23 protein-coding genes and 2 tRNA genes are annotated in these 25,079 nt (G+C 66.9%); 6 read left to right on the forward strand and 19 right to left on the reverse strand.

The features are described 5' to 3' along the window. Nucleotides 1-152: 152 nt before the first annotated feature. The 4 genes from INQ43_RS07755 (at nt 153) to INQ43_RS07770 (ending at nt 5,839) form a co-directional block, all read left to right on the forward strand. Nucleotides 153-1,967 (forward strand): copper resistance system multicopper oxidase, encoded by a 1,815-nt coding sequence (locus INQ43_RS07755; protein ID WP_194036065.1) that lies wholly within the window; start codon nt 153-155, stop codon nt 1,965-1,967. Further along, nucleotides 1,964-2,887, forward strand: coding sequence for a copper resistance protein B (locus tag INQ43_RS07760; protein ID WP_194036066.1), 924 nt, complete (start codon nt 1,964-1,966; stop codon nt 2,885-2,887). The genes INQ43_RS07755 and INQ43_RS07760 overlap by 4 nt, the downstream gene beginning before the upstream one ends. 13 nt (nt 2,888-2,900) lie before the next feature. Then, the gene (locus INQ43_RS07765; RefSeq protein ID WP_194036067.1) at nt 2,901-3,458 is read left to right on the forward strand and encodes a DUF411 domain-containing protein; all 558 of its coding nucleotides are present in this window, start codon (nt 2,901-2,903) and stop codon (nt 3,456-3,458) included. 128 nt (nt 3,459-3,586) lie between these two features. Further along, nucleotides 3,587-5,839 (forward strand): heavy metal translocating P-type ATPase, encoded by a 2,253-nt coding sequence (locus INQ43_RS07770; RefSeq protein WP_255518495.1) that lies wholly within the window; start codon nt 3,587-3,589, stop codon nt 5,837-5,839. 53 nt (nt 5,840-5,892) lie between these two features. On the opposite strand, the gene INQ43_RS07775 is transcribed toward INQ43_RS07770, so the two are convergent. The 4 genes from INQ43_RS07775 to uvrC form a co-directional block, all read right to left on the reverse strand. After that, nucleotides 5,893-5,966 (reverse strand) — tRNA-Cys (locus INQ43_RS07775). A 124-nt stretch (nt 5,967-6,090) separates the two neighbouring features. Beyond that, nucleotides 6,091-6,166, reverse strand: a tRNA-Gly gene (locus INQ43_RS07780). A gap of 38 nt (nt 6,167-6,204) precedes the next feature. Further along, nucleotides 6,205-6,774 (reverse strand): CDP-diacylglycerol--glycerol-3-phosphate 3-phosphatidyltransferase, encoded by a 570-nt coding sequence (gene pgsA / locus INQ43_RS07785; RefSeq protein ID WP_193983532.1) that lies wholly within the window; start codon nt 6,772-6,774, stop codon nt 6,205-6,207. Further along, a complete protein-coding gene (gene uvrC / locus INQ43_RS07790; protein WP_194036069.1) occupies nt 6,771-8,648 on the reverse strand; it encodes an excinuclease ABC subunit UvrC in 1,878 nt (625 codons plus the stop codon). Before uvrC ends, pgsA begins: the two co-directional genes overlap by 4 nt. 196 nt (nt 8,649-8,844) lie before the next feature. Here uvrC and INQ43_RS07795 point away from each other — a divergent pair, with 196 nt between their 5' ends. Together INQ43_RS07795 and kch are read left to right on the forward strand one after the other, a co-directional pair. Continuing rightward, nucleotides 8,845-10,185 (forward strand): DUF445 domain-containing protein, encoded by a 1,341-nt coding sequence (locus INQ43_RS07795; protein ID WP_194036070.1) that lies wholly within the window; start codon nt 8,845-8,847, stop codon nt 10,183-10,185. Beyond that, the gene (gene kch, locus INQ43_RS07800) at nt 10,182-11,411 is read left to right on the forward strand and encodes a voltage-gated potassium channel protein (RefSeq protein WP_228062443.1); all 1,230 of its coding nucleotides are present in this window, start codon (nt 10,182-10,184) and stop codon (nt 11,409-11,411) included. Before INQ43_RS07795 ends, kch begins: the two co-directional genes overlap by 4 nt. Here kch and kdsB read toward each other — a convergent pair. The 15 genes from kdsB to INQ43_RS07875 all read right to left on the reverse strand — a co-directional run bounded on the left by kdsB (nt 11,408) and on the right by INQ43_RS07875 (nt 25,041). Next, nucleotides 11,408-12,214 carry a 3-deoxy-manno-octulosonate cytidylyltransferase gene (gene kdsB / locus INQ43_RS07805; RefSeq protein ID WP_194036072.1) on the reverse strand — a complete coding sequence of 269 codons (807 nt, stop codon included), beginning with the start codon at nt 12,212-12,214 and terminating at the stop codon, nt 11,408-11,410. The genes kch and kdsB overlap by 4 nt on opposite strands. After that, entirely contained in the window at nt 12,211-13,239 is a 1,029-nt protein-coding gene (lpxK, locus tag INQ43_RS07810) for a tetraacyldisaccharide 4'-kinase (RefSeq protein WP_194036073.1), read from the reverse strand. The genes kdsB and lpxK overlap by 4 nt, the downstream gene beginning before the upstream one ends. Further along, complete coding sequence (gene msbA / locus INQ43_RS07815; protein ID WP_228062444.1) at nt 13,236-14,984, reverse strand: lipid A export permease/ATP-binding protein MsbA; 1,749 nt, start codon at nt 14,982-14,984, stop codon at nt 13,236-13,238. The genes lpxK and msbA overlap by 4 nt, the downstream gene beginning before the upstream one ends. Further along, nucleotides 14,981-15,424: a biopolymer transporter ExbD gene (locus INQ43_RS07820; protein ID WP_194036074.1), complete on the reverse strand. Its 444-nt coding sequence runs from the start codon at nt 15,422-15,424 to the stop codon at nt 14,981-14,983. Before INQ43_RS07820 ends, msbA begins: the two co-directional genes overlap by 4 nt. Before the next feature lie 6 nt (nt 15,425-15,430). Next, nucleotides 15,431-16,087, reverse strand: coding sequence for a MotA/TolQ/ExbB proton channel family protein (locus tag INQ43_RS07825; protein WP_194036075.1), 657 nt, complete (start codon nt 16,085-16,087; stop codon nt 15,431-15,433). A 26-nt stretch (nt 16,088-16,113) separates the two neighbouring features. Then, nucleotides 16,114-18,594: a DNA internalization-related competence protein ComEC/Rec2 gene (locus INQ43_RS07830; protein WP_228062445.1), complete on the reverse strand. Its 2,481-nt coding sequence runs from the start codon at nt 18,592-18,594 to the stop codon at nt 16,114-16,116. A gap of 63 nt (nt 18,595-18,657) precedes the next feature. After that, on the reverse strand, nt 18,658-19,317 hold the full coding sequence (lolD, locus tag INQ43_RS07835; RefSeq protein WP_255518496.1) for a lipoprotein-releasing ABC transporter ATP-binding protein LolD: 660 nt from the start codon (nt 19,315-19,317) through the stop codon (nt 18,658-18,660). A 52-nt stretch (nt 19,318-19,369) separates the two neighbouring features. Beyond that, nucleotides 19,370-20,611, reverse strand: a complete 1,242-nt coding sequence (locus tag INQ43_RS07840; RefSeq protein WP_194036077.1) for a lipoprotein-releasing ABC transporter permease subunit — start codon at nt 20,609-20,611, stop codon at nt 19,370-19,372. 6 nt (nt 20,612-20,617) lie between these two features. Further along, nucleotides 20,618-20,968, reverse strand: coding sequence for a hypothetical protein (locus INQ43_RS07845; protein ID WP_228062446.1), 351 nt, complete (start codon nt 20,966-20,968; stop codon nt 20,618-20,620). A gap of 46 nt (nt 20,969-21,014) precedes the next feature. Beyond that, nucleotides 21,015-21,275, reverse strand: a complete 261-nt coding sequence (locus INQ43_RS07850; RefSeq protein WP_194036078.1) for a succinate dehydrogenase assembly factor 2 — start codon at nt 21,273-21,275, stop codon at nt 21,015-21,017. Between the two features lie 65 nt (nt 21,276-21,340). Beyond that, a complete protein-coding gene (locus tag INQ43_RS07855) occupies nt 21,341-22,123 on the reverse strand; it encodes a succinate dehydrogenase iron-sulfur subunit (protein ID WP_194036079.1) in 783 nt (260 codons plus the stop codon). A 78-nt stretch (nt 22,124-22,201) separates the two neighbouring features. Further along, nucleotides 22,202-23,992 (reverse strand): succinate dehydrogenase flavoprotein subunit, encoded by a 1,791-nt coding sequence (sdhA, locus tag INQ43_RS07860; RefSeq protein ID WP_194036080.1) that lies wholly within the window; start codon nt 23,990-23,992, stop codon nt 22,202-22,204. Between the two features lie 2 nt (nt 23,993-23,994). Then, complete coding sequence (gene sdhD, locus INQ43_RS07865) at nt 23,995-24,396, reverse strand: succinate dehydrogenase, hydrophobic membrane anchor protein (protein ID WP_194036081.1); 402 nt, start codon at nt 24,394-24,396, stop codon at nt 23,995-23,997. Continuing rightward, the gene (gene sdhC, locus INQ43_RS07870) at nt 24,393-24,788 is read right to left on the reverse strand and encodes a succinate dehydrogenase, cytochrome b556 subunit (protein ID WP_194036082.1); all 396 of its coding nucleotides are present in this window, start codon (nt 24,786-24,788) and stop codon (nt 24,393-24,395) included. The genes sdhD and sdhC overlap by 4 nt, the downstream gene beginning before the upstream one ends. A gap of 76 nt (nt 24,789-24,864) precedes the next feature. Continuing rightward, entirely contained in the window at nt 24,865-25,041 is a 177-nt protein-coding gene (locus INQ43_RS07875) for a DUF1674 domain-containing protein (RefSeq protein WP_194036083.1), read from the reverse strand. Nucleotides 25,042-25,079 lie beyond the last annotated feature (38 nt).

Raw genomic sequence — 25,079 nt, forward strand, 5'->3', positions numbered from 1 at the left:
ACCGACCTCCGATCGGTTAAGTCCGGTCGCCCGCGACGGGCGGCCGTTTCCATTTGCCTCCCATGCGCGCGTGTTCGACGCGGTGGCGGCAAGTGTCGAGCGATTCCGCCTTTGCGCGGACGACGACTTTCCCGAATCCACGGAGTGTTTGCATGTCTATCGATTCTTCCGGCCGCTCTCCGGCGGCGCCCTCTCGACGACGTTTCGTCACGGGCCTGGCCGCTGGCGGCCTCGCTGCGGGCATGGGCATTTGGCGCTTGCCGGCATTTGCCGCCGCGGGCCAGACCCCGGCGCTGCAGACCCTCAGCGGCACCGATTTCGACCTTTCCATCGGCGGTTCGATGGTCAACTTCACCGGCAGCGCGCGGCCGGCGATCACCGTCAACGGCTCGCTGCCGGCCCCGCTTCTGCGCTGGCGCGAAGGCGATACGGTCACGGTGCGCGTCGCCAACCGCCTGCGCAACGCGCACTCCTCGATCCATTGGCACGGCATCCTGCTCCCAGCCAACATGGACGGGGTTCCGGGAATGAGCTTCGACGGCATTGCGCCCGGCGAGACCTATACCTACCGGTTCCAGCTACAGCAGTCCGGCACCTACTGGTACCACAGCCACTCGATGTTCCAGGAGCAGGCCGGACTGTACGGTCCGATCATCGTTGAGCCGCGTGCTCCGGCGCCCTACCACTACGACCGCGAGCATGTGGTGCTGCTTTCGGACTGGACCGATATGGACCCGACCGCGCTGTTCCGGCGCATGAAGAAGGACTCCAGCTTCGACAACTACTATCAGCGCACCGTCGGCGATTTTGTCCGCGACATACGCGAGGACGGCCTGTCGGCGACGTTGCAGGACCGGAAGATGTGGGGGCAGATGCGGATGACGCCGTCCGACATCTCCGACATCAACGGTCACACCTACACCTTCCTGTTGAATGGCACGGCGCCGTCGGGCAACTGGACCGGCCTGTTCAAGCCGGGCGAAAAAGTCCTGTTGCGTTTCATCAACGGCTCGGCGATGACCTATTTCGACGTGCGTATTCCAGGCCTGAAGATGACGGTGGTCGCCGCGGACGGGCAGTACATCCACCCGGTGTCGGTCGACGAGTTCCGTATTGCCGTGGCTGAAACGTTCGACGTTCTGGTCGAGCCGGCCGGCGCGGACGCGTTTGCGATCTTCGCCCAGGACATGGGCCGTACCGGTTACGCACGCGGCACCCTGGCCGTGCGCCAGGGCCTGCAACCACCGGTCCCGCCGCTGGACCCCCGCCCGCTTCTGACCATGGACGACATGGGGCATGGCGGGATGGATCACGGCAGCATGGATCACGGCAGTGGCAGCGCGAGTGGAGGTGCGAGCCCGGCTGATGGCGGACACGCTGGCATGGACCATTCCGGCCACGACATGAGCGCAATGGCCGGCATGGGCCACTCGGCCGACGGGATGCAGCAACACCCTGCCAGCGAGACCGGAAACCCACTGGTCGACATGCAGGCGATGTCGCTGGCGCCGAAACTGGACGATCCGGGCATGGGCCTGCGCGACAACGGCCGCACGGTGCTCACGTATGCCGCCATGAAGAGCCTGTTCGAGGATCCCGACGGCCGCGAACCCGGCCGCGAGGTGGAGCTGCACCTGACCGGGCACATGGAGAAATTCGCCTGGTCGTTTGACGGCCTCAAATTCGCCGATGTCGAACCGCTGCGGCTCAACTACGGCGAGCGTCTGCGCATCGTGCTGGTCAACGACACGATGATGGGCCACCCCATCCACCTCCACGGCATGTGGAGCGATCTGGAGGACGAGAACGGCGACTTCCACCTGCGCAAGCACACAATCGACATCCCGCCCGGCACCAAGCGCAGCTACCGCGTCCGCGCTGACGCACTGGGCCGCTGGGCTTACCACTGTCACCTGCTGTACCACATGGAAGCCGGGATGATGCGCGAAGTGAGGGTCGAGGAATGAGCCGCGTAAATATTCCCGCCGCGTTGGCGCTCGCGCTGGGTCTGGCACTGCATGGCACCGCCGTTGCGCAGCACCATCACGGCCACGCCGCCTCGACGCCGGCACCTGTCGCCGAGAACCCGTCCGGCCATGAGGGACACCACGCGACCAACCACGTCGATATGGATCACTCAGCCGTGGGCCATGGCACGCCAGCGGCCACCAACGTGCCGATCACGCTGATTCCCACAGTGACCGACGCCGATCGCACGGCCGCATTCCCGGTCCTGCACCGCCCCATGCAACACGCCCCGGAGATCAACAGCTACGTCGTTTTCAGCCGGCTGGAGGCGTGGGACGCTGACCCGGGAACCGGCCAGGCCTGGGAGGGAGAAGCCTGGATTGGCAGCGACCTCAATCGACTCTGGCTGCGCACCGAAGGCGAGCGGATCGGCGGCAATACGGAGGCCGCGGATCTGGAGGTGTTCTACGGTCGCAGCGTCTCCACGTGGTGGGATGTCCTGGCGGGTATCAAGCACGACTTCCAGCCGGGCGACTCGCAGACCTGGGCGGCATTCGGCGTGCAGGGTCTGGCCCCGATGAAGTTCGACGTCTCGGCCACCGGGTACGTCGGCGAATCGGGCCAGACCGCGGTGAACGTCGAGGCCGAGTACGAACTGCTGCTGACCAACCGGTTGATCCTGCAGCCGCTGGTCGAGATCACCGCATTCGGCAAGGACGACCCGCAGCGCGGCGTCGGTTCCGGATTGAGCTCGGTGGAAGCCGGAGCGCGCCTGCGCTACGAGATCAACCGCCGTTTCGCCCCCTATGTGGGCGTGTCCCACGAACGTGTTTTTGGCAACACCGCTGACTTCCGCCGCGCAGATGGCGAAAACAACCGCGACACCCGCCTGGTGGCGGGCGTGCGCATCTGGTTCTAACGGAGTACCAACCATGCAACGCAATCGACTCGTCTTCCTGACCCTCGCCCTCGCCTCCGTGCATGCCATCACGGCGTGTGCCGGCGCTCCGGACGAGGATCCTGTGATGGCTGACATCGCAATACCTGCGGCAACACCGGCGAACCCCTCGCAAACTCCCGTCCACACCGAGGTATCCGACGAATCGGCGCTGCCGATGATGGTCGTCAGCAAGAGCGCAAGCTGCGGCTGCTGCCACCTGTGGGTGGAACACATGGAAAAGGCGGGCTTCGAGGTCGAGGTCGTGAATACCGAGGAGTTGAATCCCATCAAGCAGCGCGTGGGCGTGCCCTACGGCAAGGGCTCGTGCCACACCGCGGAAGTCGGTGGCTACTTTGTCGAGGGCCACGTGCCCGCCGCCGACATCAAACGCCTGCTCGCCGAGCGCCCGGATGCCAAAGGCCTGGTCGTGCCGGGCATGCCGGCCGGCTCGCCTGGCATGGAGCTTCCCGATGGACGCGTGCAGCCCTATGTCGTTGAGCTGGTCGCCAACGACGGCACGACGTCGGAGTTTTCCCGCCACGGGGATTGAGCAGCCCCGCACACTCACCACCGCACACCAAGCCATCGCCATCGCCGCCCCGGGAGGGACCCATGAACAACCCCCATCACCACAAGGACTCCGCTGAAGGGAGCGCGGTCACCGATCCGGTCTGTGGCATGCAGGTGGATCCTGAGACGACCGACCACCACGCCGAGCACGAAGGCACGACCCACCACTTCTGCTCGGCTCGCTGCCAGGAGCGCTTCGTCGCGGAGCCGGCACGCTACCTTGACCCGCAAGCCTCAGACGCGGCTCCGCCGGCTGTGGAAGGGGCGATCTACACCTGTCCCATGCATCCCGAGATCCGCCAGGAAGGCCCCGGCACCTGCCCGATCTGCGGCATGGCACTGGAACCGGAAATGCCTGGGCTGGACGATGAGGAAAATCCGGAACTGCGTGATTTCAGCCGGCGCTTTTGGTGGACCCTGCCGCTGTCGGTGGTGGTAATGGTGTTGGCAATGTTCGGCCACCGCTTCCCGGCCCTGGCGGTGGAGACGCGCACCTGGATCGAATTCGCACTCACCCTGCCGGTGGTGCTGTGGGCGGGCGCGCCGTTCTTCGTGCGCGGCGTGCAATCAGTCCGCAACCGCAGTCCCAACATGTGGACGCTGATCAGCATGGGCGTCGGCGCGGCGTTCGGCTACAGCGTCGTGGCCACGCTGGCACCCGATCTGTTCCCGGAATCGTTCCATGAGCACGGCCGGGTCGGGGTCTACTTCGAAGCGGCGTCGATGATCATCTCTCTGACCCTGCTTGGCCAGATGCTCGAACTGCGGGCCCGGTCCAAGACCTCCTCCGCGCTCAAGGCACTGCTGGGACTCGCCCCGAAGACCGCGCGCCGGCTGAACGATGACGGCACGGAAGAGGATGTCGAGCTCAGCCACGTCCACGTCGGCGATCGCCTGCGGGTCCGCCCGGGCGAGAAGGTGCCGGTGGATGGCGAGGTGATCGAGGGCAGCTCCAACGTCGACGAGTCGATGCTCACAGGCGAGCCCATCCCGATCGAGAAGAGTCCCGGTTCCAAGGTCATCGGCGCCACGCTCAACGAAAGCGGCGCGCTGGTGATCCGCGCGGAAAAAGTGGGCTCGGAGACGGTCCTTTCGCAAATCGTGCAGCTGGTCTCGCAGGCGCAACGCTCGCGCGCGCCGATGCAGCGCATGGCCGACAAGGTCTCGTTCTGGTTCGTGCTGGCTGTCATTGCAGTGGCCGTTGCCACCTTCATTGTCTGGGGACTTTTCGGCCCCGAGCCGTCGTGGACCTTTGCCATCGTCAACTCGATCTCGGTGCTGATCATCGCCTGCCCCTGCGCGCTCGGGCTGGCGACGCCGATGTCGATCATGGTGGCGACGGGCCGCGCCGCCGGCGAAGGCGTGCTGTTCCGCGACGCGGAAGCCATCGAGAACCTGCGCAAGATCGACGTCCTCATTGTCGACAAGACCGGGACCCTCACCGAGGGACGCCCCGCGTTCCACTCCACCCTGGCGGCCGAAGGCTTCAGCGGGGACGAAGTGCTGCGTCTGGCCGCCAGTCTCGACCAGGGTAGCGAGCATCCTTTGGCGGATGCCATCGTCGCCGAGGCGCGGCGGCGCGAGATGACGCTGGAAACCCCGGAGGCGTTCGAGTCCTCCACCGGCATCGGCGTACGCGGCAAGGTCGGCGGCGCCGCCCTCGCGATTGGCAACACCGCGCTGATGGACGAGGTCGGCGTGGATGCGTCGGTGCTCGCCAAACCGGCCGAAGCGCTACGCCGTGAGGGCGCCAGCGTCATGTACCTGGCGGTCGACGGTGTCCTGGCTGGCCTGCTGGCGGTTTCCGACCCGATCAAGGCGACCACCGGCGATGCCATCAAGTCGCTGCACGAGGCGGGCCTGAAGATCGTGATGGCCACTGGCGACGGCGTCACCACCGCCAAGGCAGTCGCGGAAACACTCGGCATCGACGAGGTACACGGGGAGGTCCGCCCGCAGGACAAGATTGAACTGGTGCAGAAGCTGCAAGCCGAAGGCCGCAAGGTCGCGATGGCCGGTGATGGCATCAACGACGCCCCTGCCCTCGCCGGCGCCGACGTCGGCATCGCGATGGGCACCGGAACCGACGTTGCGATGTCCAGCGCGCAAGTGACACTGGTGAAAGGCGACCTGCGCGGCATCACGCGGGCGCTGGCGATCTCCAGGGACACCGTCGCCAACATGAAGCAGAACCTGGGCTTTGCGTTTCTGTACAACGCGTTGGGTGTGCCGATCGCCGCGGGCGTGCTGTACCCGTTCACCGGACTGCTGCTGAGCCCGATGATCGCCGCGCTGGCGATGAGCCTGAGCTCGGTGTCGGTGGTGGCCAACGCGCTGCGTCTGGGCGCGAAGAAGGCCTGATCGACCGCTTCATGCGGCCAATAAAAAACCCCTGACGAGTCAGGGGTTTCAAATGGAGGCCGAGGTCGGAATCGAACCGGCGTACGCGGATTTGCAGTCCGCTGCATGACCACTCTGCCACCCGGCCGGATGACGTGTGCCACAAGGATAACCCCTGCGGCGGGAGTTGCACTGGACAATCCCCTGAAAAAACAAAACCCCGAAACCGGGGCCTTGTTCGGTGCCACCCCGGCGAACCGTGGTGCCATGTTTGGAGCGGGAAACGAGACTCGAACTCGCGACCCCGACCTTGGCAAGGTCGTGCTCTACCAACTGAGCTATTCCCGCTGACTGAGCCGACTATTGTAGGCATGCAGACAGAACTGTCAACTGCCTCGTGAATCTTCTTTCATCGACGGCCACGCGGCTCGCAGATACGCAAAACCGGACCAGAGCGTAAGCAATGCCGCGGCCGCGAGCAACCACTCTCCGATGGTGAAAATGGGCAGACCGAACAGGGGCTTCTGGTAGAGCAGGAACACCAACGCCAGCATCTGCACGACCGTCTTGATCTTGCCCAGCGTGGCGACCTTCACCTTCGCCCGCTGCCCGAGCTCGGCCATCCACTCGCGCAGCGCGGAGACCGCGATCTCGCGCCCGATGATCACCGCTGCCCACAGGGTCATCCAGACGGTGGGGTGCTTCTGCACCGTCAGCATCAGGGCCACCGCGACCATCAACTTGTCGGCTACGGGATCGAGGAAGGCGCCAAACGCGGAGAACTGGTTGTAGCGCCGCGCGATCCAGCCATCCGCCCAATCGGTGAACGAGGCAAACGCGAAGATCGCCGCCGCCGCCAGGCTCGTCCACTTGAACGGCAGGTAGAAAACGACCACCAGCACCGGGATCAGCGCGATCCGCAGCAGGGTCAGCATGGTGGGTACCGTCAACTTCATCCGTTGCTCCGTGTGCCGTCATCCGGCGCGCCGCCCGCCTCTTCAAGCCCGTGCAAGCTTGCGTAGATACGCTCGGCCAAAGCGGCGTTGATGCCGTCGACCCGCGAAATTTCCTCCACCCCCGCCGCCTTGAGTCCACCCAGGCCGCCGAAGTGCCGCAACAGGTTACCGCGTCGGCGCGGGCCAATACCGGGAATGTCCTCCAGCCGGCTCGAACTGCGTGCTTTCTGGCGGCGGCCGCGGTGACCGGTGATCGCGAAGCGGTGCGCCTCGTCGCGCACCTGCTGCACCAGCTGCAATGCCGGCGAGTCGGCGCCCGGGTGCAGCGTGCGCCCGTCGGGCAGCAGCAGGTCCTCATCCCCCGGACGCCGGGCCGGACCCTTGGCCACGCCCACCAGCACGACGCTGTGGATGTCCAACTCGTCCAGCACTGCCCGCGCCTGCGCGACCTGCCCCGCCCCGCCGTCGATCAACAGGATGTCGGGCAACACCCCCGCCGGCTTGCCCTGAGCGGCGACGGCGCGCTTGAACCTGCGGCTCAGCGCCTGGTGCATGGCGGCGTAGTCATCGCCCGGCTCGATGCCGGCAATGTTGAAGCGCCGGTACTGGCCGCGCACCGGCCCTTCGGCGTCAAACACCACGCACGAGGCCACTGTCGCCTCGCCCATGGTGTGGCTGATATCGAAACATTCGATGCGCCCGGGGAGTTCGTCCATGCCGAGCATCGTCTGCAGATCCTGGGCGCGCGCGAGCTGGGCGGCGTGGCTGGTGCGCTCGCTGGCCAGGGTGATCTGGGCGTTGCGGCGTGCCAGGTCCAGGTAGCCGGCACGGTCGCCGCGCACGTTCCAGCGCAGCTGCACGCGCCGATCCTCGGCGTGCGACAGCGCGGCCTCGATCAACTCGCGATCGGGGATATCCCGGTCCAGCACGATCTCCCCCGGCGGCAGATGCTCGCCGTAGTACTGGGAGACGAATGCCGCCAGCACTTCCTCCGCGCTCTCGCTGCCGTTGGTCCGCGGGAAGAACGAGCGGGTGCCCAGATTGCGGCCGTCACGGAAGGCCAGCAGCATTACGCACGCCGCGCTGCCCTGCATCGCGACGGCCAGCACGTCCAGGTCGGCCGCGCGCCCGTCGACGTACTGGCGCGCCTGCAGTGTGCGTATGGATCCGAGCAGGTCACGCAGTCGCGCCGCCTCCTCGAAGGCCAGGCGCGCGCTGGCGGCCTCCATGGCGCGGCCCACCTCGTCGGTCAGCTCGTCGCTACGGCCTTCCAGCATCAGCACGGCCCGGCGCACGCTCTCCGCGTAGGCCTCCGCGTCGACAAGACCGACGCACGGGCCACTGCAGCGGCCAATCTGGTATTGCAGGCACGGTCGGGTGCGGTTGGCGAACACGCTGGCGTCGCAGCTGCGCAGCTTGAAAAGCTTGTGGACCAGGTTGAGCGTGTCGCGCACGGCGCCGACGCTGGCATACGGGCCAAAGTACCGCCCCGCCACCGAGCGCGGCCCGCGGTGCATCGATATCCTTGGCCACTCCTCGTTGGTCAGCAGCACGTAGGGGTAGCTTTTGTCGTCGCGCAGGAGCACGTTGTAACGCGGCTTCAGCGACTTGATCAGCTCGTTCTCGAGGATCAGCGCCTCCGTCTCGGTGCGGGTGACGGTGACCTCCATGCGCGCCGTCTGCGCGAGCATCGCCATGATCCGGGCAGACTTCGGGGTCGCGTTGAAGTAGCTCGACACGCGGTTGCGCAGGGCACTGGCCTTGCCGACGTACAGCGCCTTCTCATCGGCGCTGATCATCCGGTACACACCCGGCGCAGTGCTCAATGTCCTGGCAAACGCCTTGCCATCGAATGTGGAAGCCGACGGATTCATGCACCCGGGCCCGGCGCGGCGTATCCAGAGTCGATTGACGCCCACGTGCGGGCCTGCACCGCCAGTCCACGCCGGTCATGACGGTCGGATAAGGATGAAAAGGTAAACATGTACTCCATGGATGGGGCAGATTATGCGTCAGTGCAAGCCTCAGAAGACCTTCCACAAACCACTACACAGGACACGCCGCCCGCAGATGACAGCAGAAACCGACCTGCCACCGCCCGGTCCCGGCCAGACGGTGCCGCCGACCGCCAGTCTCGCCCGCGACGTCCGCGCAGCGGCGCTGGCAAGACGCAAACGGATCGCCGTCAGCATGCTGGCTGTCGCCGCCGTCGTGTTCGGAATCGGTACCTGGCTGCGAATCACCCACCCACACTGGGGATTCGACCTTCTGGTGGCGATGGCCGAGGCGGCGATGGTCGGTGGCCTGGCGGACTGGTTCGCCGTGGTCGCCCTGTTCCGGCACCCGATGGGGCAGCGCTGGATTCCGCACACGGCAATCATTCCCAACAAAAAGGTCGCGCTGGGGCGTGCGCTGGCGAACTTCATCAGCGATCACTTCCTGGAAAGTGGCGAGGTGCTGCGGCGGGTGGAGGAGTTCAACCCGGGCCAGCGGCTGGCGGTCGCGTTGGCCAATCCTGTCCACGCCGACCGGATCGGGGTGTTCGTGGTCAGTGTCGCGCCGCACCTGCTGCAGCTGATGGACAGCGAGCGCCTGCATCGCTTCCTGCTGGGGCTGGTGCGCGAGCAGTTGCAGCGCGCCGATGTCGCCGACCTGGGCAGCCAGCTGCTGGAGGTGATGACCCAGGACCGCCGCCACCAGGCGCTGCTGGACAGCGTGTTGCGCGACCTGGGCGACGTGCTCTCCAACGAAGACACGCAGCACATGATCGCGGGCAAGATTTCTCCCCAGTTGTGGTCGGTTCTGCGACTGACCCGTCTGGACGACGCGGTTGCAGAGAAACTCGCGGCCAAGATAATCGCCGGGGTCAGCGACCTGATCAGCGACATGGCCGAAGACCCCTCGCACGAGCTCCGGTTGCGCTTTGACGACTACGTGGACGCGTTCATCGATCGCCTGCGGACCGATCCGTCCCTGCAACAGAAGGTCTCCGCCCTGCGCGACCGCGTGCTGGATGATCCCGCGCTGGCGCGCTACCTGCGCCAGTCCTGGGCCCAGGTGCTGGACTGGGTGCGCGATGACCTGCAGCGCAACGACTCGGCGATCGCCGGCAAGGTGTCCGACGCGTCACGTGCCGTTGGCGAGAAGCTGGCGAGCGATCCTGCCGTGCAGGCTTGGTTGAATCAGTGGGTGCTGGACACGCTTGGGCCGCTGATCGAGAAGTATCGCGGCAATATCCGCGATTTCATCGTCGAACGCGTGGAGCGCTGGGACACCCGCGAGCTGGTGCGTGAACTGGAATTGAGCGTCGGCAGCGACCTGCAGTACATCCGCTACAACGGCACCGCGATCGGCGCACTGATCGGCGGGCTGCTGTACGCGACGGTGCGCCTGATCGAGTGGATCGCATGATCGCCGGTGACCCCGCCGGCAGGATCGCGGTGCGACCCATTGCCCGGATCCGGGCACTGATGCGACGCTGGTATTCGGTGCTGCACGGCGACAGCTGGTTTCCGCACGTTCCACTCGCCCTCGCCTTGGCCATCGGCGGTGTGTTGCTGCTGCGGCTGGATTTCGGCGCGGGCTGGCGGACGTACCTGTACGGAATGCTGGACGGCCACTTCGCGGTCCGGCCCCAGCGGCTGCCGGGCCTGTTGATCGGCGGCGGCATGCTGATCATGGCCGGAGGCCTGCTGTCGCGCTCCCGGTTGGCGTGGAGCATGGCGCTGCTGTTCGCGCTCACCGGCGTCACCAGCCTGCTGCTGGGACAGGCGCGTTCGCACATGCTGCTGGCCTACTTCGTGGTGATGCTTCTGGCACTGTTCATCGCCTGGCGGCAATTCGACCGCAGCAGCGTTGCCGCCAGCACCCTGTTCGCCGTGACCTCCGTGGTCATGCTGCTGATGTACGCGACCTTCGGCGCCTACTACCTGGGCGGCGATTTCGACCCGCCGATCACCGATCTGGTCAGCGCGCTCTACTACGCGATGGTCACCATGAGCACCGTCGGCTTCGGCGACATCACGCCGCAGACGTCGGAAACCAAACTGTTCACCATTTCAGTGATCGTGCTGGGCGTCGCTGTGTTCGCGACCTCCCTGACCGCCGTCATCGCGCCGATGGTCAGCAACAGCCTGAAACGCATCGTTACGCAAAAGGGGACACGCATGAAACGGGAAGACCATTTCGTCGTCATCGGCAGCGGCTCGTTGGCGATCAATACCGCGCGTGAACTCGCGCGCCGTGGCAACAAGGTGACCCGCCTGCTGCGCTCGGCGCCCGAGGACAGCGACAGCCGCGAGATGGACATCGTCATCGGCGATCCCAGCAGTACCGAGGTGTTGCGCGAGGCCGGCGCAGACCGCGCCGAAGCCGTGCTGGCGATGCTGGTGGACGACTCGGAGAACGCGTTCGTGATCCTTGCGGTGAAGGAGCTGGGAGGCAAGGCGCGCACCGTGGCCGCCGTCAACGATGCCAGGCACCTGAGCCGGGTCAAGCTGGCCCAGCCCGACGTGGTGATCTCACCGCAGGTCCTGGGCGGCGAACTGACCGCGATGCTGCTCAGCGGCGAGGAAGTGACCCCGGACTTCGTGATGAAGCATGTGTTCCAGCGCAAGGACGAGGCGGCGGGCGTCTAACCCGTCCGACCCGCTGACCGCATCAGGGCTTCCGCCCGGGCAAGGTCCTCGGCCGTATCCACGCCGGGTGGGAATGGCTCGGGAGTCAGCGCCACGGCAATGCGGTGCCCGGCCTCGAGCACTCGCAACTGCTCCAGCAGCTCGATCTGCTCCAGGCGACCCGGTGGCATGGCCGCGAAACGCTGCAGGAATCCGGCCCGATACGCGTAGATGCCGATGTGTCGCAGCCACGGACCGCCTTCAGGCATCCGCGTGCGATCGGCGGCAAAGGCCTGGCGCGGCCACGGCACCGGCGCGCGGCTGAAGTAGAGCGCGTCGCCGTCGGTCGCACGCACCAGCTTGACCGCGTTCGGGTCCAGCAGCGTCCCGACCTCATCGATCGGCGCCGCCAGGGTCGCCATTTCCGCGCCGCTGCTGGCAAGCAATGCAGCGACCGCGCGAATCCCCGCCGCGGGTGCGAACGGCTCGTCGCCCTGCAGGTTCACCACGATGGTGTCCTCGCTCCAGCCGGCGATGCGCGCGCACTCGGCAAGGCGGTCGGTGCCGGAGGCGTGCGCGGTGGACGTCATCGCCACCTGCACGCCGGCGCCCTCCAGCGCCTCGGCAATGCGCAGGTCATCGGCCGCGACCCAGACCTCGCGTGCGCCTGCCGCCAGCGCGCGGCGGGCGACGTGCAGCACCATCGGTTCGCCGGCGATCAGGCGCAGCGGTTTGCCGGGCAGCCGGGTGGCGTCGTGGCGCGCGGGAATCGCGACAACGAAGTCGACAGCGTTGTCCGCTCGCGTGCCGGTCGCTTGATTCATGCCTTGCCCACCTGCCCGATCCGGTCCAGCAGCGACACCCAGAACCCTTCCGGCAGCTCCGCGCTGACCGGTACACTGAAGAACGCCTCGGTCGCAAAACCCGCGCACTTGACCGCGTCCTTCTCGGTCATCAGCACCGGCAGCGGACTGCCGAACTGGAAGTCCTCGGCGCGATAGCGGTGGTGGTCGGCGAAGGCATGCGGCACCACCGCGATGTCCAGCGCCCGCAGCATCGCGAAGAAACGCTCGGGATTGCCGATCCCGGCCACGGCGTGCACGCGGTGGCCGGCAAAAGCGGCCAGCGGACGCGGCCTGCCCCCCAGAACAGGGACGGCGTCGTGGCTGGCCAGCCGCATCGGCCATTCGCCAAACCCGGTGCCGTTGACATCGCTGACCGGCGCATTGGCCACGTTGATGACGCGGAAGTCGCAGGCATCACCACGTGGCGGCAGCTCGCGCAGCGGCCCGGCCGGAAGCAGGCGGCCATTGCCGTAACGGCGCGCGCCGTCGACCACCTCGATCTCGATGTCGCGCTTGAGCCGGTAATGCTGCAGGCCGTCGTCACAAAGGATGATGTCGCAGCCGGCCTTCGCCAGCGCCGCCGCGGCTGCCGCCCGGTCCCGGTCGGCGCGCAGCTTGACGCCGGTGCGGCGCGCCATCAGTACCGGCTCGTCGCCGCCCACGGCCGGCGCGGTCTTCGCCTCCACCCAGACCGGCGATGCCGCGTCGGTGCGGCCGTAGCCGCGGCTGGCGATGCCCGGTGTCCAGCCCTCCTGCTGCAGCCGGTTTGCCAGCGCGATGGTCAACGGGGTCTTGCCGGCCCCGCCGGCGGTGATGTTGCCCACCACCAGCACCGGAACGCCCGGATGGCGACGCCGCAACAGGCCGACGCGATAGAACCAGCGCCGCAGCCCGGTCAGGATGCCGTACAGCCACGCCAAGGCGCGCGCGAACAGCGGCACCGGCAGGTCGCTGTACCAGTACGCCGGCTGATGCTCGCGCCGTCGCGCGGGGCCGGTGCTCATTGCGGCTCCCGGAACTGCATGCGGTGCAGGTGGGCGTACAGGCCGTCGCGCGCCAGCAGTTCGTGGTGGGTGCCGCGCTCGACGATCCGGCCCTCGTCCAGCACCAGCACCTGGTCGGCGTGTTCGATGGTCGACAGGCGGTGGGCGATCACCAGCGTGGTGCGGTCCGGCATCAGTCGCTCCAGAGCGTCCTGCACCAGTCGTTCCGACTCGGTATCCAGGGCCGCGGTTGCCTCGTCAAGGATCAGGATCGGCGCGTCCTTCAGCATCGCCCTGGCAATCGCCAGGCGCTGCCGCTGGCCACCGGACAGGCTGCTGCCCTTGGCACCGATCGGGCTGTTGACGCCGCCTGGCAGGCGCTCGACGAACTCGGTCGCGTTGGCACCGCGTATGGCTGCCTCCAGGCGGTCCGCCGGCGGCTGCTCGAGCTCGCCGTAGGCCACGTTCGCCGCGATGGTGCCGTCGAACAGCATCACGTGCTGGCCGACCAGCGCGATCTGCCGGCGCAGGTCCGCCAGCCGGTAGGCGTCCAGCGGCTGGTCGTCCACCAGGATCTGGCCGGACTCGACCTCATAAAAGCGCGGGATCAGCTTGATCAGCGTCGACTTGCCGCTACCGGAGCGGCCGACTATCGCCGTCACCGTGCCGGGCGTGGCTACGAAACTGACATCGCTGAGTGCGTTGCTGGCCTGGCCGGGATAGCGCGCAGACACGTCGCGGAATTCGATCTTGCCGCGGGCGCGCTGCAGCGGCTGGGTGCCCGCGTCGGGCTCGTCGTCGGCGTCGATGACGTCAAACAGGCGCTGCGCGGATGCCACCCCGCGCTGGAGCATGCCCTGCACGTTGGTGAGCTGCTTCAGCGCCGGGATGATCGCCATCATCGAGGTCATCAGGACCACGAAGCTGCCCGCGTCCATCCGGCCCGCCTGCGCCTCGCGGCCGGCAAAGAAAAGCAGCATCGCCAGGCCCACCGCGCCCATCAGCTGCACCAGGGCCGAGGAGATGCTGCGGGTCGACTCGACCTTCATGCTCAGCTTCAAATGGTGGTTGGCCTGTTCGGTGTAGCGCTGCAGCTCGACGCCCTGCGCGCCGTAGACCTTGACCTCCTGCTGGTTCGCCAAGGCCTGGTCGGCGGACTGCAGCAGCTGCGCGCCGCTTTCCTGGATGCGGTGACTGACCCGCCGATAGCGCCGGCCGACCTTGTCCATCACCCACCCCAGCGGCGGCGCGAGGATCAGGATCAGGATGGTGACCTGCCAGCTCGTCCACAGCATCACCCCGACCATCACGATGGCCTGCAGGGACTGCTGCAACATGACCTTCATCGCATCGATGGCGGCCTGCGCGACCTGGTCACTGTCGGAGCTGAGCTTGACCAGCATCGAGGGGACCGGCTCGGCATCGAAGCGCTGGCCGGGCAAGCGCAGGTACTTGCCGAGCACCTGCACGCGCAGGTCGCGGGCGATGCTGCGGCCTGCCCGCGCCATGCTGACGTCGGTCAGGTAGCCGGCAACACCGCGGGCCACGAACAGGCCGACGATGGCCAGCGGAAGCACCAGACTGGCCGCGGCGTCCCGGGCGATAAAGGTCTGGTTGATGATCGGGCGCATCAACCAGGTGAAACCGCCGCCGGCCAGCGCCTCGATCACCATGCCCACCAGGCCGACTCCGAGCAGGGCGCGATAGGGCCTGGACAGGGTCAGCAACCGGCGGTAGATCTGCCAAGGCGAGGTGGCTTCGGTCACTGGATCGGATCCTGGGCCGCAGCATCCGCTTCCGGCGACGCAGTGGCGGTCATGATCCGGCGGAAGCCCAGCTGGCCCAGCGCGTCGTACACCGTCACCACGGCCTGGTAGGGCGTGCGCGCATCGGCCCGCAGCATCACCGGGCGCTCGCGCTCCGCGCCGGCGACTTCCGAGATTGTGGCTTTCAACGAATCAACGTCGTTGCGCAGCACCTCGCGGTCATCGACGAAGTAGCGCCCGTCCGCATTGACCAGCACCACCAGCGGCTGGGTCGCGTCGACCTGCTCGCCGGTCGCGCGCGGCAACTCCAGCTGGATGACCGAGCGCGCGTCGAACGTGGCGGTGACCACGAAAAAGATGATCATCACCAGGATCACGTCGATCAGCGGAACAAGGCTGATCTCCGGCTCGTCATCGGCCCGATGGTCGCGGATGCGCATGGACGGTCAGTCCACCAGGGCGGGCGTGCGCCGCTGCGCTTTCACCGCCGGCGCGGCGGGGCGCGTGTTTTCCAGGGTGTCCAGCAACTGGATCGCTTCGTGTTCCATCTCGACGATGTAACCGGCGATGCGGCCGCGGTACCAGCGATGCGCCATCAGGGCGGGAATGGCGACCACCATGCCCGCCGCGGTGCAGACCAGTGCCTTGCCGATGCCGCCGGCCAGCTGGTTCACGTCGCCAATGCCGTGATCGAGGATGCCCAGGAACAGCTGGATCATGCCGACCACGGTGCCGAAGAGGCCGAGCAACGGGCCGGCGGAGGCGACCGAGCCGAGCGTGTTGAGGTAACGCTCCATCTTGTGCACGAGATGGCGGCCGACATCCTCGATGCGCTCGCGGATCTGCTCGCGCGGGCGCTCACGCACGTCCAGCGCGGCGGCCAGCAATTCGCCCAGTGGCGATGTCGCCCGCAGCGATTCGATGTGCGCGGGGTCGAGCGCTCCGCCACTGGCCCAGGTTCGGACTTCATTGCCCAGACCGGGTGGGAGGACATGCGCGCGTCGCAGCGTCCAGGCGCGCTCCACGATCAGCGCCACGGCCAGCGCCGACAGCATCAGGATAGGAATCATCGGCCATCCACCCGCCTTGACCAGTTCCAGCACGCGCCAACCTCCGGCCTGGGGCCGATTCAATCCGGTCGATAGGATAGCCCAGCCGCAGCCTCGACCAAGGGCTTATTCTCGCGCCGGGCCGCATCCCACAGCCGTGGACGTGCGGCGCGTCGCGTTTCCACGGCGATGCCGGCTTTTCCGATGCGTATGCCGATCGCCCCGTCCTGCGCCGTGTCCGGCGTCGCTGCACCGGCATCCCGCCAGCGTCGCGTCACCTCGGCGCGCGGGTGGCCGAACCGGTTGCCATGCCCGCTGGACATGATCGCCAGTTGTGCCCCGCTCGCCTCCACCAGCGCCGGATCGGACGCGTTGGCGGCGCCATGGTGGGACACCAATACGACCTCGGCCTTGATAGACGACTCCGGATCCAGCCGGCTGCGGCGGACCAGGTCGCGCTCGATGACCTTGCCCACATCGCCGAGGAGGAGCGCGGTGCCGTACTTTCCGGTGACTCGCAGTACGCAACTGGCGTCGTTGCCCAGATAGGGGAAGTACGGCGGCGGGTGCATGAAGCGGAACGACACGCCGTCCCACTCCCACTGCTCGCCGGCGACGCACGGCAGCGTATCGGCGATGCCCGAGTCCTCCGGCGCGTTGGATGTGTCGATGACAGTACGGCTGCGGATCGCGTTGAATCCGCCGCTGTGGTCGTTGTCGGCATGGCTGACCACCGCGCGGTTTACTCGCGCCACCCCGAGCGAGCGCAGGGCCGGAATAACCACGCGCTCGCCGCTGTCGAAACCGTCGGGTGTCGACGGTCCCATGTCGTACAAAAGCGTGTGTGCGCTCGTGCGGACCAGAACAGATGTTCCCTGCCCCACGTCGAGCACCTGGATGTCCACCTCGCCGGGCTCAGGCAGGTCGCGCGCCGGCCACAACAGGGGCAGCCACAGCAGGAACGCCAGCGGACGCCCGGGTAGCCCGCGCGGCAGCAGCAGCCAGAACGCACCAGCCAAGGCCAGTGGCAGGGCATACCAGCGCGATTCACGCAGCCACCACAGCGCCAGATCGCTCGCGGCCATCGCATCGAACAGCGGCCAGCTGCGCTGGAAGCACCACGCGGCCGCGTTCCATGCCCACAGCCCCCATCCCGCGTGCACCAATTCCAGTGCCGTACCCACCAGCGACAGCGGCACGACCACGAGGGTCCACCAAGGCACCGCCACCAGGTTTGCCAGCGGTCCTGCGAGCGATGCCTGGTCGAACAGCACCGCCGTGAGGGGTAACAGACCGACGGTGGCCACACCCTGCGCGGACACCAGATCGTGCAGCGGTCGCCGGCCTACCTCGGGCAGGCACCAGACCAGCCAGGCGACGCCGAAGAAGCTCAGCCAGAATCCTGCGGTAAGCGCCGACAACGGGTCGACGATGAGCACCGCGATCATCGCCAGGGCCAGGACTTCCAGCGTGGTCGATCGCCGACGCTGGACGCGCATGCCGGCGACCACGGCCACCATCAGGACGGTCCGCACCGTCGGCAGCGCAAACCCGGCCACGGCGGCGTACAGGATCGCTCCGACCAGACCCCCCATGGCGGCGGCGATCGGGCGCGGCACGCGCCGACCGAGACCGGGGAACAGCCACCACACCCCGGCCATCGCCAGGGCAAAGAATCCCGCGACGATCCCGACGTGCATGCCGGAAATGGCCACCAGATGACTCAGGCCCGTGGCACGCAGGACGTGCCAGTCGTCATCGTCGAGAGCGCGCGTATCCCCGAGCGCGAAAGCGGAAAGGAAGCGGGCCGATTCTGGGGCGACGGATGCTGCGATGCGCTGCGACATGGCACCACGCCAGGCGTTGATCCCTCTTCCCGGCTGCTGAAGGCGCGCCTCCGCGGGTTTGCGGACATATCCGGTGGCGGTCACCCGGCCGGCAAAGGCGTGCTTCTCGCTGTCGAACCCGCCGGGATTGCGCAGGCCGCGCGGCGCGCGCAGCCGCACGGTCATCTGCCATTGCTGACCGGCCTGGACCTGCGCTCGCCCGGTCTCCGTACCGTCGCGCTCGTCGAACCACGACAGTCGCAGCAACCGTCCGCGCAATGGCTCGGGCTGATCGCTCCCGCGATCCACCCGGAGCGCGAATGCGGTGCGCCGCGGCTGATGCTGCGGTAGCTCGATGACCCGTCCGGAAACCACCACGTCGCGCTTCTGCCAATCCGGTGGAAGCTGGGCGGACAGCGCGTGGGTGGCGTGCAGGCCTGCGAGGGCGAAACCGACGAGGCACGCACCCAGCCAACGCCCTCGCCAGGACCGCCACCACGCTGGCATGCCAATGACCAGGGCAAGCAGCAAGAGCCAGAGAGGCGCCAGCCAGGGCAGCCACAAGGCCAGCGAGACACCCGCGAGCAGTCCGCCTGCCACGGGCACGCCAAGTGGACGCGCCTGCACTCGCAGTGTGGTCGGGCTGTGGTCGCCGACGGTCGAGGTGCCAACGCCAGCAGGCGGGCTACGGTCAATCGTGGGAGTGGACGGCGGCGTCCTTGCCGCATTGCTCATGGCGTACTTCCATGTGGTGAGTTTTTGGGCTGGGCCGGCGCTGCAGCACGCTGGCCGGAGTGCTTACATGTCGCTTGCCACCAGTTCGCGCAGGCGGCCCTGGTGCAGTTCCAGCACCCGGTCCAGCCGGCTGGCGAGACGCCGGTCGTGGGTTACCAGGACGAGGCTGGTGCGGTGCTCGCGGTTGAGTTCCAGCATCTGGTCGAAAACGTGCGCTGCGGTCTTCTCGTCCAGGTTGCCCGTCGGCTCATCGCCCAGCACGCAGGCGGGGCGATTGACCAGTGCGCGCGCCACCGCCGCGCGCTGGCGCTCACCACCGGAGAGTTCACCCGGCTTGTGCTCAAGGCGGTGCCCCAAGCCCACGGATTCCAGCAGGTCGCGCGCCCGGTCGCGCGCCGTGGCCACTTTCTCGCCGCCCAGCAGCACGGGCAACATCACGTTCTCCAGCGCGGTGAACTCCGGCAGCAGGTGGTGGAACTGGTAGACAAACCCGAGCGCCCGGTTGCGCAATTGCCCACGCGCCGTATCCGACAGCGCACTCATCCAGTGCCCGTCGACATAGACGTCGCCGGCGGTCGGCGTATCCAGCCCGCCCAGCAGGTGCAACAGGGTGCTCTTGCCTGCGCCCGACGCGCCGACGATCGCTACGGTCTCGCCCTTGCGGACCTCCAGATCCAGGCCGTCGAACACGGGCGTGCGCATCTTCCCCTCGGCATAGACCATGCCCAGGCCGGTGCACCCGAGGACCACGTCGTCGCCGGGTTGCCAGACACGCTCATTCATAGCGCAGCGCCTCCGCGGGTGGAGTGCGCGCCGCACGCCATGCCGGGTAGATGGTCGCCAGGAACGCCATCACCAGCGCCACCGCCGTAATCGCCAGCACATCCTCCGGCTTGAGGTCGGTCGGAAGACCGGTGATGTAATAGACGTCCTCGGGCAAGAGGCTGACGCCGAACACCCGCTCGATCGCAAAAAGGATGTTTTCCAGGTTCAGGGTCAGGACGATGCCGCCGACCACGCCGAGGACGGTGCCGATCACGCCAATCAGGCTGCCCTGCACCATGAACACCTGCATCACCCCTTTGGGCGACAGACCGAAGGTACGCATGATCGCGATATCGGCCTGCTTGTCGGTCACCAGCATCACCTGGGAGGAGACCAGGTTGAAGGCACCCATGGCGATGATAAGCGACAGCAGGATCGCCATCAGGGTCTTCTCCATCTTCAGCGCGCGGAACATGTTGGCGTTGTCGGTGGTCCAGTCGCTGACCTGCATGCCGCCCAGCTTGGTCGCCAGATCACGCGCGACATCCCAGGCCTGGTTCATGTCGACCAGGCGCAGGCGCACTCCGGTGACGCCATCGCCCAGACGCATCAGCCGCTGCATGTCGGACATGCTGGTGAACGCCATGCTGCGGTCGTATTCGTTGTAACCGACCTCGAAGATGCCGCTGACGGTGAAGCGCTTGACCCGCGGCATCGCCCCCACCGGCGTACTGTTGAACTCGGCAATCGTCATGACCACCTTGTCGCCGACGCCGACGCCCAGCCATGCGGCCAACTCGCGGCCCAGCACGATGTTGAACCCGCCCGGCTCCAGCGATTCGAGCGTACCGGCCACCATCTTGTCGCCCAGCACCGACACGGTGCGCTCGTCAGCGGGCACCACGCCGCGGACCATGGCCGGCTGCTGACGCGGGCCGTTGAGCAGGGCTTCCTTTTCCACATAAGGTGCCGCGCCGGCGACCCGCGGATCGGCCAGCGCCAGGTCCACCGCCTGCTGCCAGTTGTCCAAGGGTTCCCCGAAAGCACTGACGGTCGCATGCGCCGCCATCTGCAGCATGCGGTCACGGATTTCCTGCTGGAAGCCACTCATCACCGCCAGGGTGGTGATCAGCGCCGCCACGCCCAGGGCGATACCAAGGATGGACGCCAGGGAAATAAAGGAGATGAAGCCATTGCGGCGTTTGGCGCGCAGGTAGCGCAGGCCGATGGCGACTGGAATGGGTTTGAACATAGCCCACTATGGTGCCACCGAACGGCGCCTGCGAGCAGGAGTTTGTGCCGGCAATGCGAGTCGCAGTTCACGCCGGCTGGCCGCGTCCAAGGTGTCGGGCCACCATGCCAGACGATGCGCGCGCCGCTCCGCATCGCGCCAGCGCGCGAAGCTCAACGGCCCGCGCCAGAGCACCCGGAAGTCGGTGACGATCCCATCGTCGACTTTTACCGTGGCGCCATCCAGCTCGATCTCGATTGGCGTTTTTGCGGCCTCCCGCCGCGACTCCACCACGCCCCACAGCAGCGCGAGCAAGGCGCCGGTCCAGGTGAGCGCGCGCGGAAACCCCGACAGCAGGAGCGACAGTGCCCCCAGCACACCCAACGCTGGCAGCGCCGCGATCAGCCAGGCCGATGGCCGCCACTCAAGGCGGCAACTGGCGGATGATGCTGACGAGCGTTGCAAGTTCGGCATCTGGCGCGACCTCATGACCCATGAACCAGTGCCAGAGCTTATCGTCCTCGCATTCCAGCAGACGTAGGAAAACCGCCCGATCTCCTACGGATGCCTGCCGCCATTCGCTGTCGAGATAGCGGCCAAACAGCTGGTCCAGCTCGCGCATGCCGCGCCGGCACTTCCAGCGCAGCCGGCGCAGTTCGACCTCATCGTCAGGATTCAGTGGCATGTGACCTCCACAAAAAAGGGGCGTGCACCCGGCACACCCCTTTGCAAAACATCAAAGTGCCCGCATCAGGTCCGGCGCGCGACCATCAGCTTCTTGATCTCGGCAATCGCGCGAGCCGGGTTCAGCCCCTTCGGACAGGTCCGCGTGCAGTTGAGGATGGTGTGGCAGCGATAGAGCTTGAACGGATCTTCCAGGTCATCCAGGCGCGCACCGGTGTCCTCGTCGCGGCTGTCGACGATCCAGCGATAGGCCTGCAGCAGGACGGCCGGGCCGAGGTAGCGATCTCCGTTCCACCAGTGACTGGGGCAGCCAGCGGTGCAGCAGGCACACAGGATGCACTCGTAAAGGCCGTCGAGCTTCTTGCGGTCCTCCGGCGACTGCAGGCGCTCGCGATCACTCGGCTCCGGGCTTGCGGTCCGGATCCACGGCCTGATCGACGCGTACTGGGCGTAGAAATGGGTCAGATCGGGGACCAGGTCCTTGACCACTTCCATTGCCGGCAGCGGGTAGATCGGCACGTCGCCACCGCTGCAATCCTCGATCGCCTTGGTGCACGCCAGCGTGTTGGTGCCGTCGATGTTCATCGCGCACGACCCGCAGATGCCTTCGCGGCACGAGCGGCGGAAGGTCAGCGTCGGGTCGATCTCGTTCTTGATCTTGATCAGCGCATCCAGAACCATCGGGCCGCAGCTCGCCATGTCCACCTCGTAGGTGTCCACGCGCGGGTTCTGGTCATCCTCGGGATTCCAGCGGTACACACGGAACGTACGCGGCTGCTGGGCCCCGGGCGTCTCGTAATGCTTGCCCTTCTGGATCGTCGAGTTTTTGGGAAGGTTGAAATCGGCCATCGGTAGTTCCGCCCTGGAAGCCGGTCTCAGCCGGCACCGCGGACCGGCATGCGGCCCGCGGGGTGATTGGTGAAAACGTCAGTAGACCCGCTTTGCAGGCGGGACCACGTCCACGTCGTCAGTCAGCGTGTACATGTGCACCGGCCGATAATCGATCTTCGTATTTCCCGCCTCGTCCACCCAGCACAGCGAGTGCTTGTGCCAGTTGGCGTCGTCGCGCTCGGGGTAGTCGTCGCGCGCATGGGCGCCGCGTGACTCGGTGCGATTCTCCGCGCAGACGATCGTCGACAGCGCCTGGCCCAACAGGTTGGACAGCTCGAAGGTTTCGACCAGGTCGGAGTTCCAGATCAGCGAGCGGTCGCTGACCTTGACGTCCTCGAAGGACGCACGGATCTCGCGGATCCGGCCCACGCCCTCGGCCAGGGTCTCCTCGGTCCGGAACACCGCTGCGTCGGCCTGCATCGCCCGCTGCATCTGGTCGCGGATGACTGCGGTCGGCGTGCCGCCATTGGCGTTGCGCAGCTTCTCCAGATGCGCCAGCGATGCATCGCACGCGTCGGCCGGCAGGTCGGGATGGTTGGCACCCGGGGTGATCGTCTCGGCGCAGCGGTTGGCCACCGCGCGGCCGAACACCACCAGGTCGAGCAGCGAGTTGGAGCCCAGGCGGTTGGCACCGTGCACGGATACGCACGCCGCCTCGCCAATCGCGTAGAGGCCGGGAACCACCGCATCGGGATCGCCGTTCTTCAACTGCACGACTTCGCCGTGGTAATTGGTCGGCACACCGCCCATGTTGTAGTGCACGGTCGGGATGACCGGGATCGGCTGCTTTTCCACATCGACGTTGGCAAAGATGCGCGCGGACTCGGCGATGCCGGGCAGCTTCTCGTGGATCACTTCCGGCCCCAGGTGGGTCAGGTCGAGCAGCATGTGGTCCTTGTGCTCGCCCACGCCGCGACCCTCGCGTATCTCCATGGTCATCGCGCGGCTGACGACGTCACGCGAGGCCAGGTCCTTCGCCGAGGGTGCATAGCGCTCCATGAAGCGCTCGCCGGCGGCGTTGCGCAGGATGCCGCCTTCGCCGCGCACGCCTTCGGTGATCAGGCAGCCCGCGCCGTAGATGCCGGTCGGGTGGAACTGCACGAACTCCATGTCCTGCAGCGCCAGTCCAGCGCGCAGCGCCATGCCGTTGCCGTCACCGGTGCAGGTGTGCGCCGAAGTCGCCGAGAAATACGCGCGTCCGTAACCGCCGGTCGCCAGCACCGTGCCCTGGGAACGGAACAGGTGCAGCGTGCCTTCGGCCATGTCCAGCGCGAGGACGCCACGGCAAACGCCGTCGGCATCCATGATCAGGTCCAGCGCGAAGTACTCGATGAAGAACTCGGCGTGGTGCGCCAGCGACTGCTGGTACAGCGTGTGCAGGATCGCGTGGCCGGTCCGGTCGGCGGCAGCGCAGGTGCGCTGGGCCGGCGGGCCCTCGCCGTACTTGGTGGTCATGCCACCGAAGGGACGCTGGTAGATCTTTCCCTCGGGCGTACGCGAGAACGGCACGCCCTGGTGCTCCAGTTCGATGATCGCCGGGATGGCCTCGCGGCACATGTACTCGATCGCGTCCTGGTCGCCCAGCCAGTCGGACCCCTTCACGGTGTCGTAGAAATGGTAGCGCCAGTCGTCCTCACCCATGTTGCCCAGCGCGGCGGCGACGCCACCCTGGGCGGCCACGGTGTGGGAGCGGGTCGGGAAGACCTTGGTGATGCACGCGGTCTTCAGCCCCTTCTGGGCCAGACCGAAGGTCGCACGCAGCCCGGCGCCGCCGGCGCCGACCACGACCATGTCGAATTTGTGTTCCTGGATCTTGTAAGCCGGCACGATCAGCCCCCGAACGCGATGCGAATGACCGCGAACACGCTGGCAAGTGCCGCGAGTACGCAGAGAAAGATGATGGCGAGCTGGACCGTCACCTGCAGCCAGCCGGTGTGCACGTAGTCCTCGAACACGACCTGCAGGCCCAGCTTGGCGTGCCAGAACGAGGCGATCAGGAATGCGATGAGCAGCAGTGCATTGAACGGCGATGCAACCGCGGCCCGCACGCTGGCGTAGTCGGCGCCCACCAGCGACAGCAGCAGATAGACCACGTAAAGCGAGAGGAACACGAGTGCGATCGCGGTAACACGCTGGACGATGAAGTGCCCGGTCCCTTCCTTCGCCGAACCCAGGCCGCGGGCCCGCTTGAGCGGATTGCGCAGGTCACCCTGCAGATCGTTGCTGTTCATGCCCCACCCCATTGCTGCATGGCCGCGAACCACAGCAGCCCGGTAATCACCAGGCTAGCGATGATCGTGGTCCAGCTGTTGCGGATGAAATCGGGGATCCGGAAGCCCCAACCGGCGTCCTGGAGCACGTGGCGGATACCGTTGGCAAGGTGATACGCAAACGCCCAGCTCCAGCCGAACAGCACCACGAAACCGGGAATGGAGCGCGCGAAACCGCTGAAATCCGCCCACTGCGCCGGGCCTGCCGCGAGCGCCCACAAGCCCCAGACAAACAGCAGGCTGCCGGCAACCAGGACGATGCCGGTGGCGCGATGGAGGATCGAGGTGACCATCTGGACCTGCCAGCGGTAGACCTGGATGTGCGGTGATATGGGGCGTTGGCGACTGGCCATGGCAACGGCGCTCTCTGGGCTAGGCGGCGGGGCCGCGTGGCGGAATGTGCTTGGGGTGACTGGACGTCGGGCGACGTCAGAAATCGATGCAGCGGCCGTTCTTCTCCCAATCGCCATACCGGGTCGGGTCCAGGCCTTCACGGCCGCCGTACTCGGGAATCTGGGAAGGCTGGTCCGGGCTGTCCACCTCGGGGTCCGCAGGCACCTGGGTGGTCGCGGCAGGATCGGTCTCGGAGGTGGTTTGGCCTATCATCACTGGGTCCTAGCTTAGTTGCCGCCCCCATGTCTGAC

It is taken from the genome of Lysobacter sp. H23M47 (assembly GCF_015209765.1).
GTDB classification, from domain to species: domain Bacteria; phylum Pseudomonadota; class Gammaproteobacteria; order Xanthomonadales; family Xanthomonadaceae; genus Novilysobacter; species Novilysobacter avium.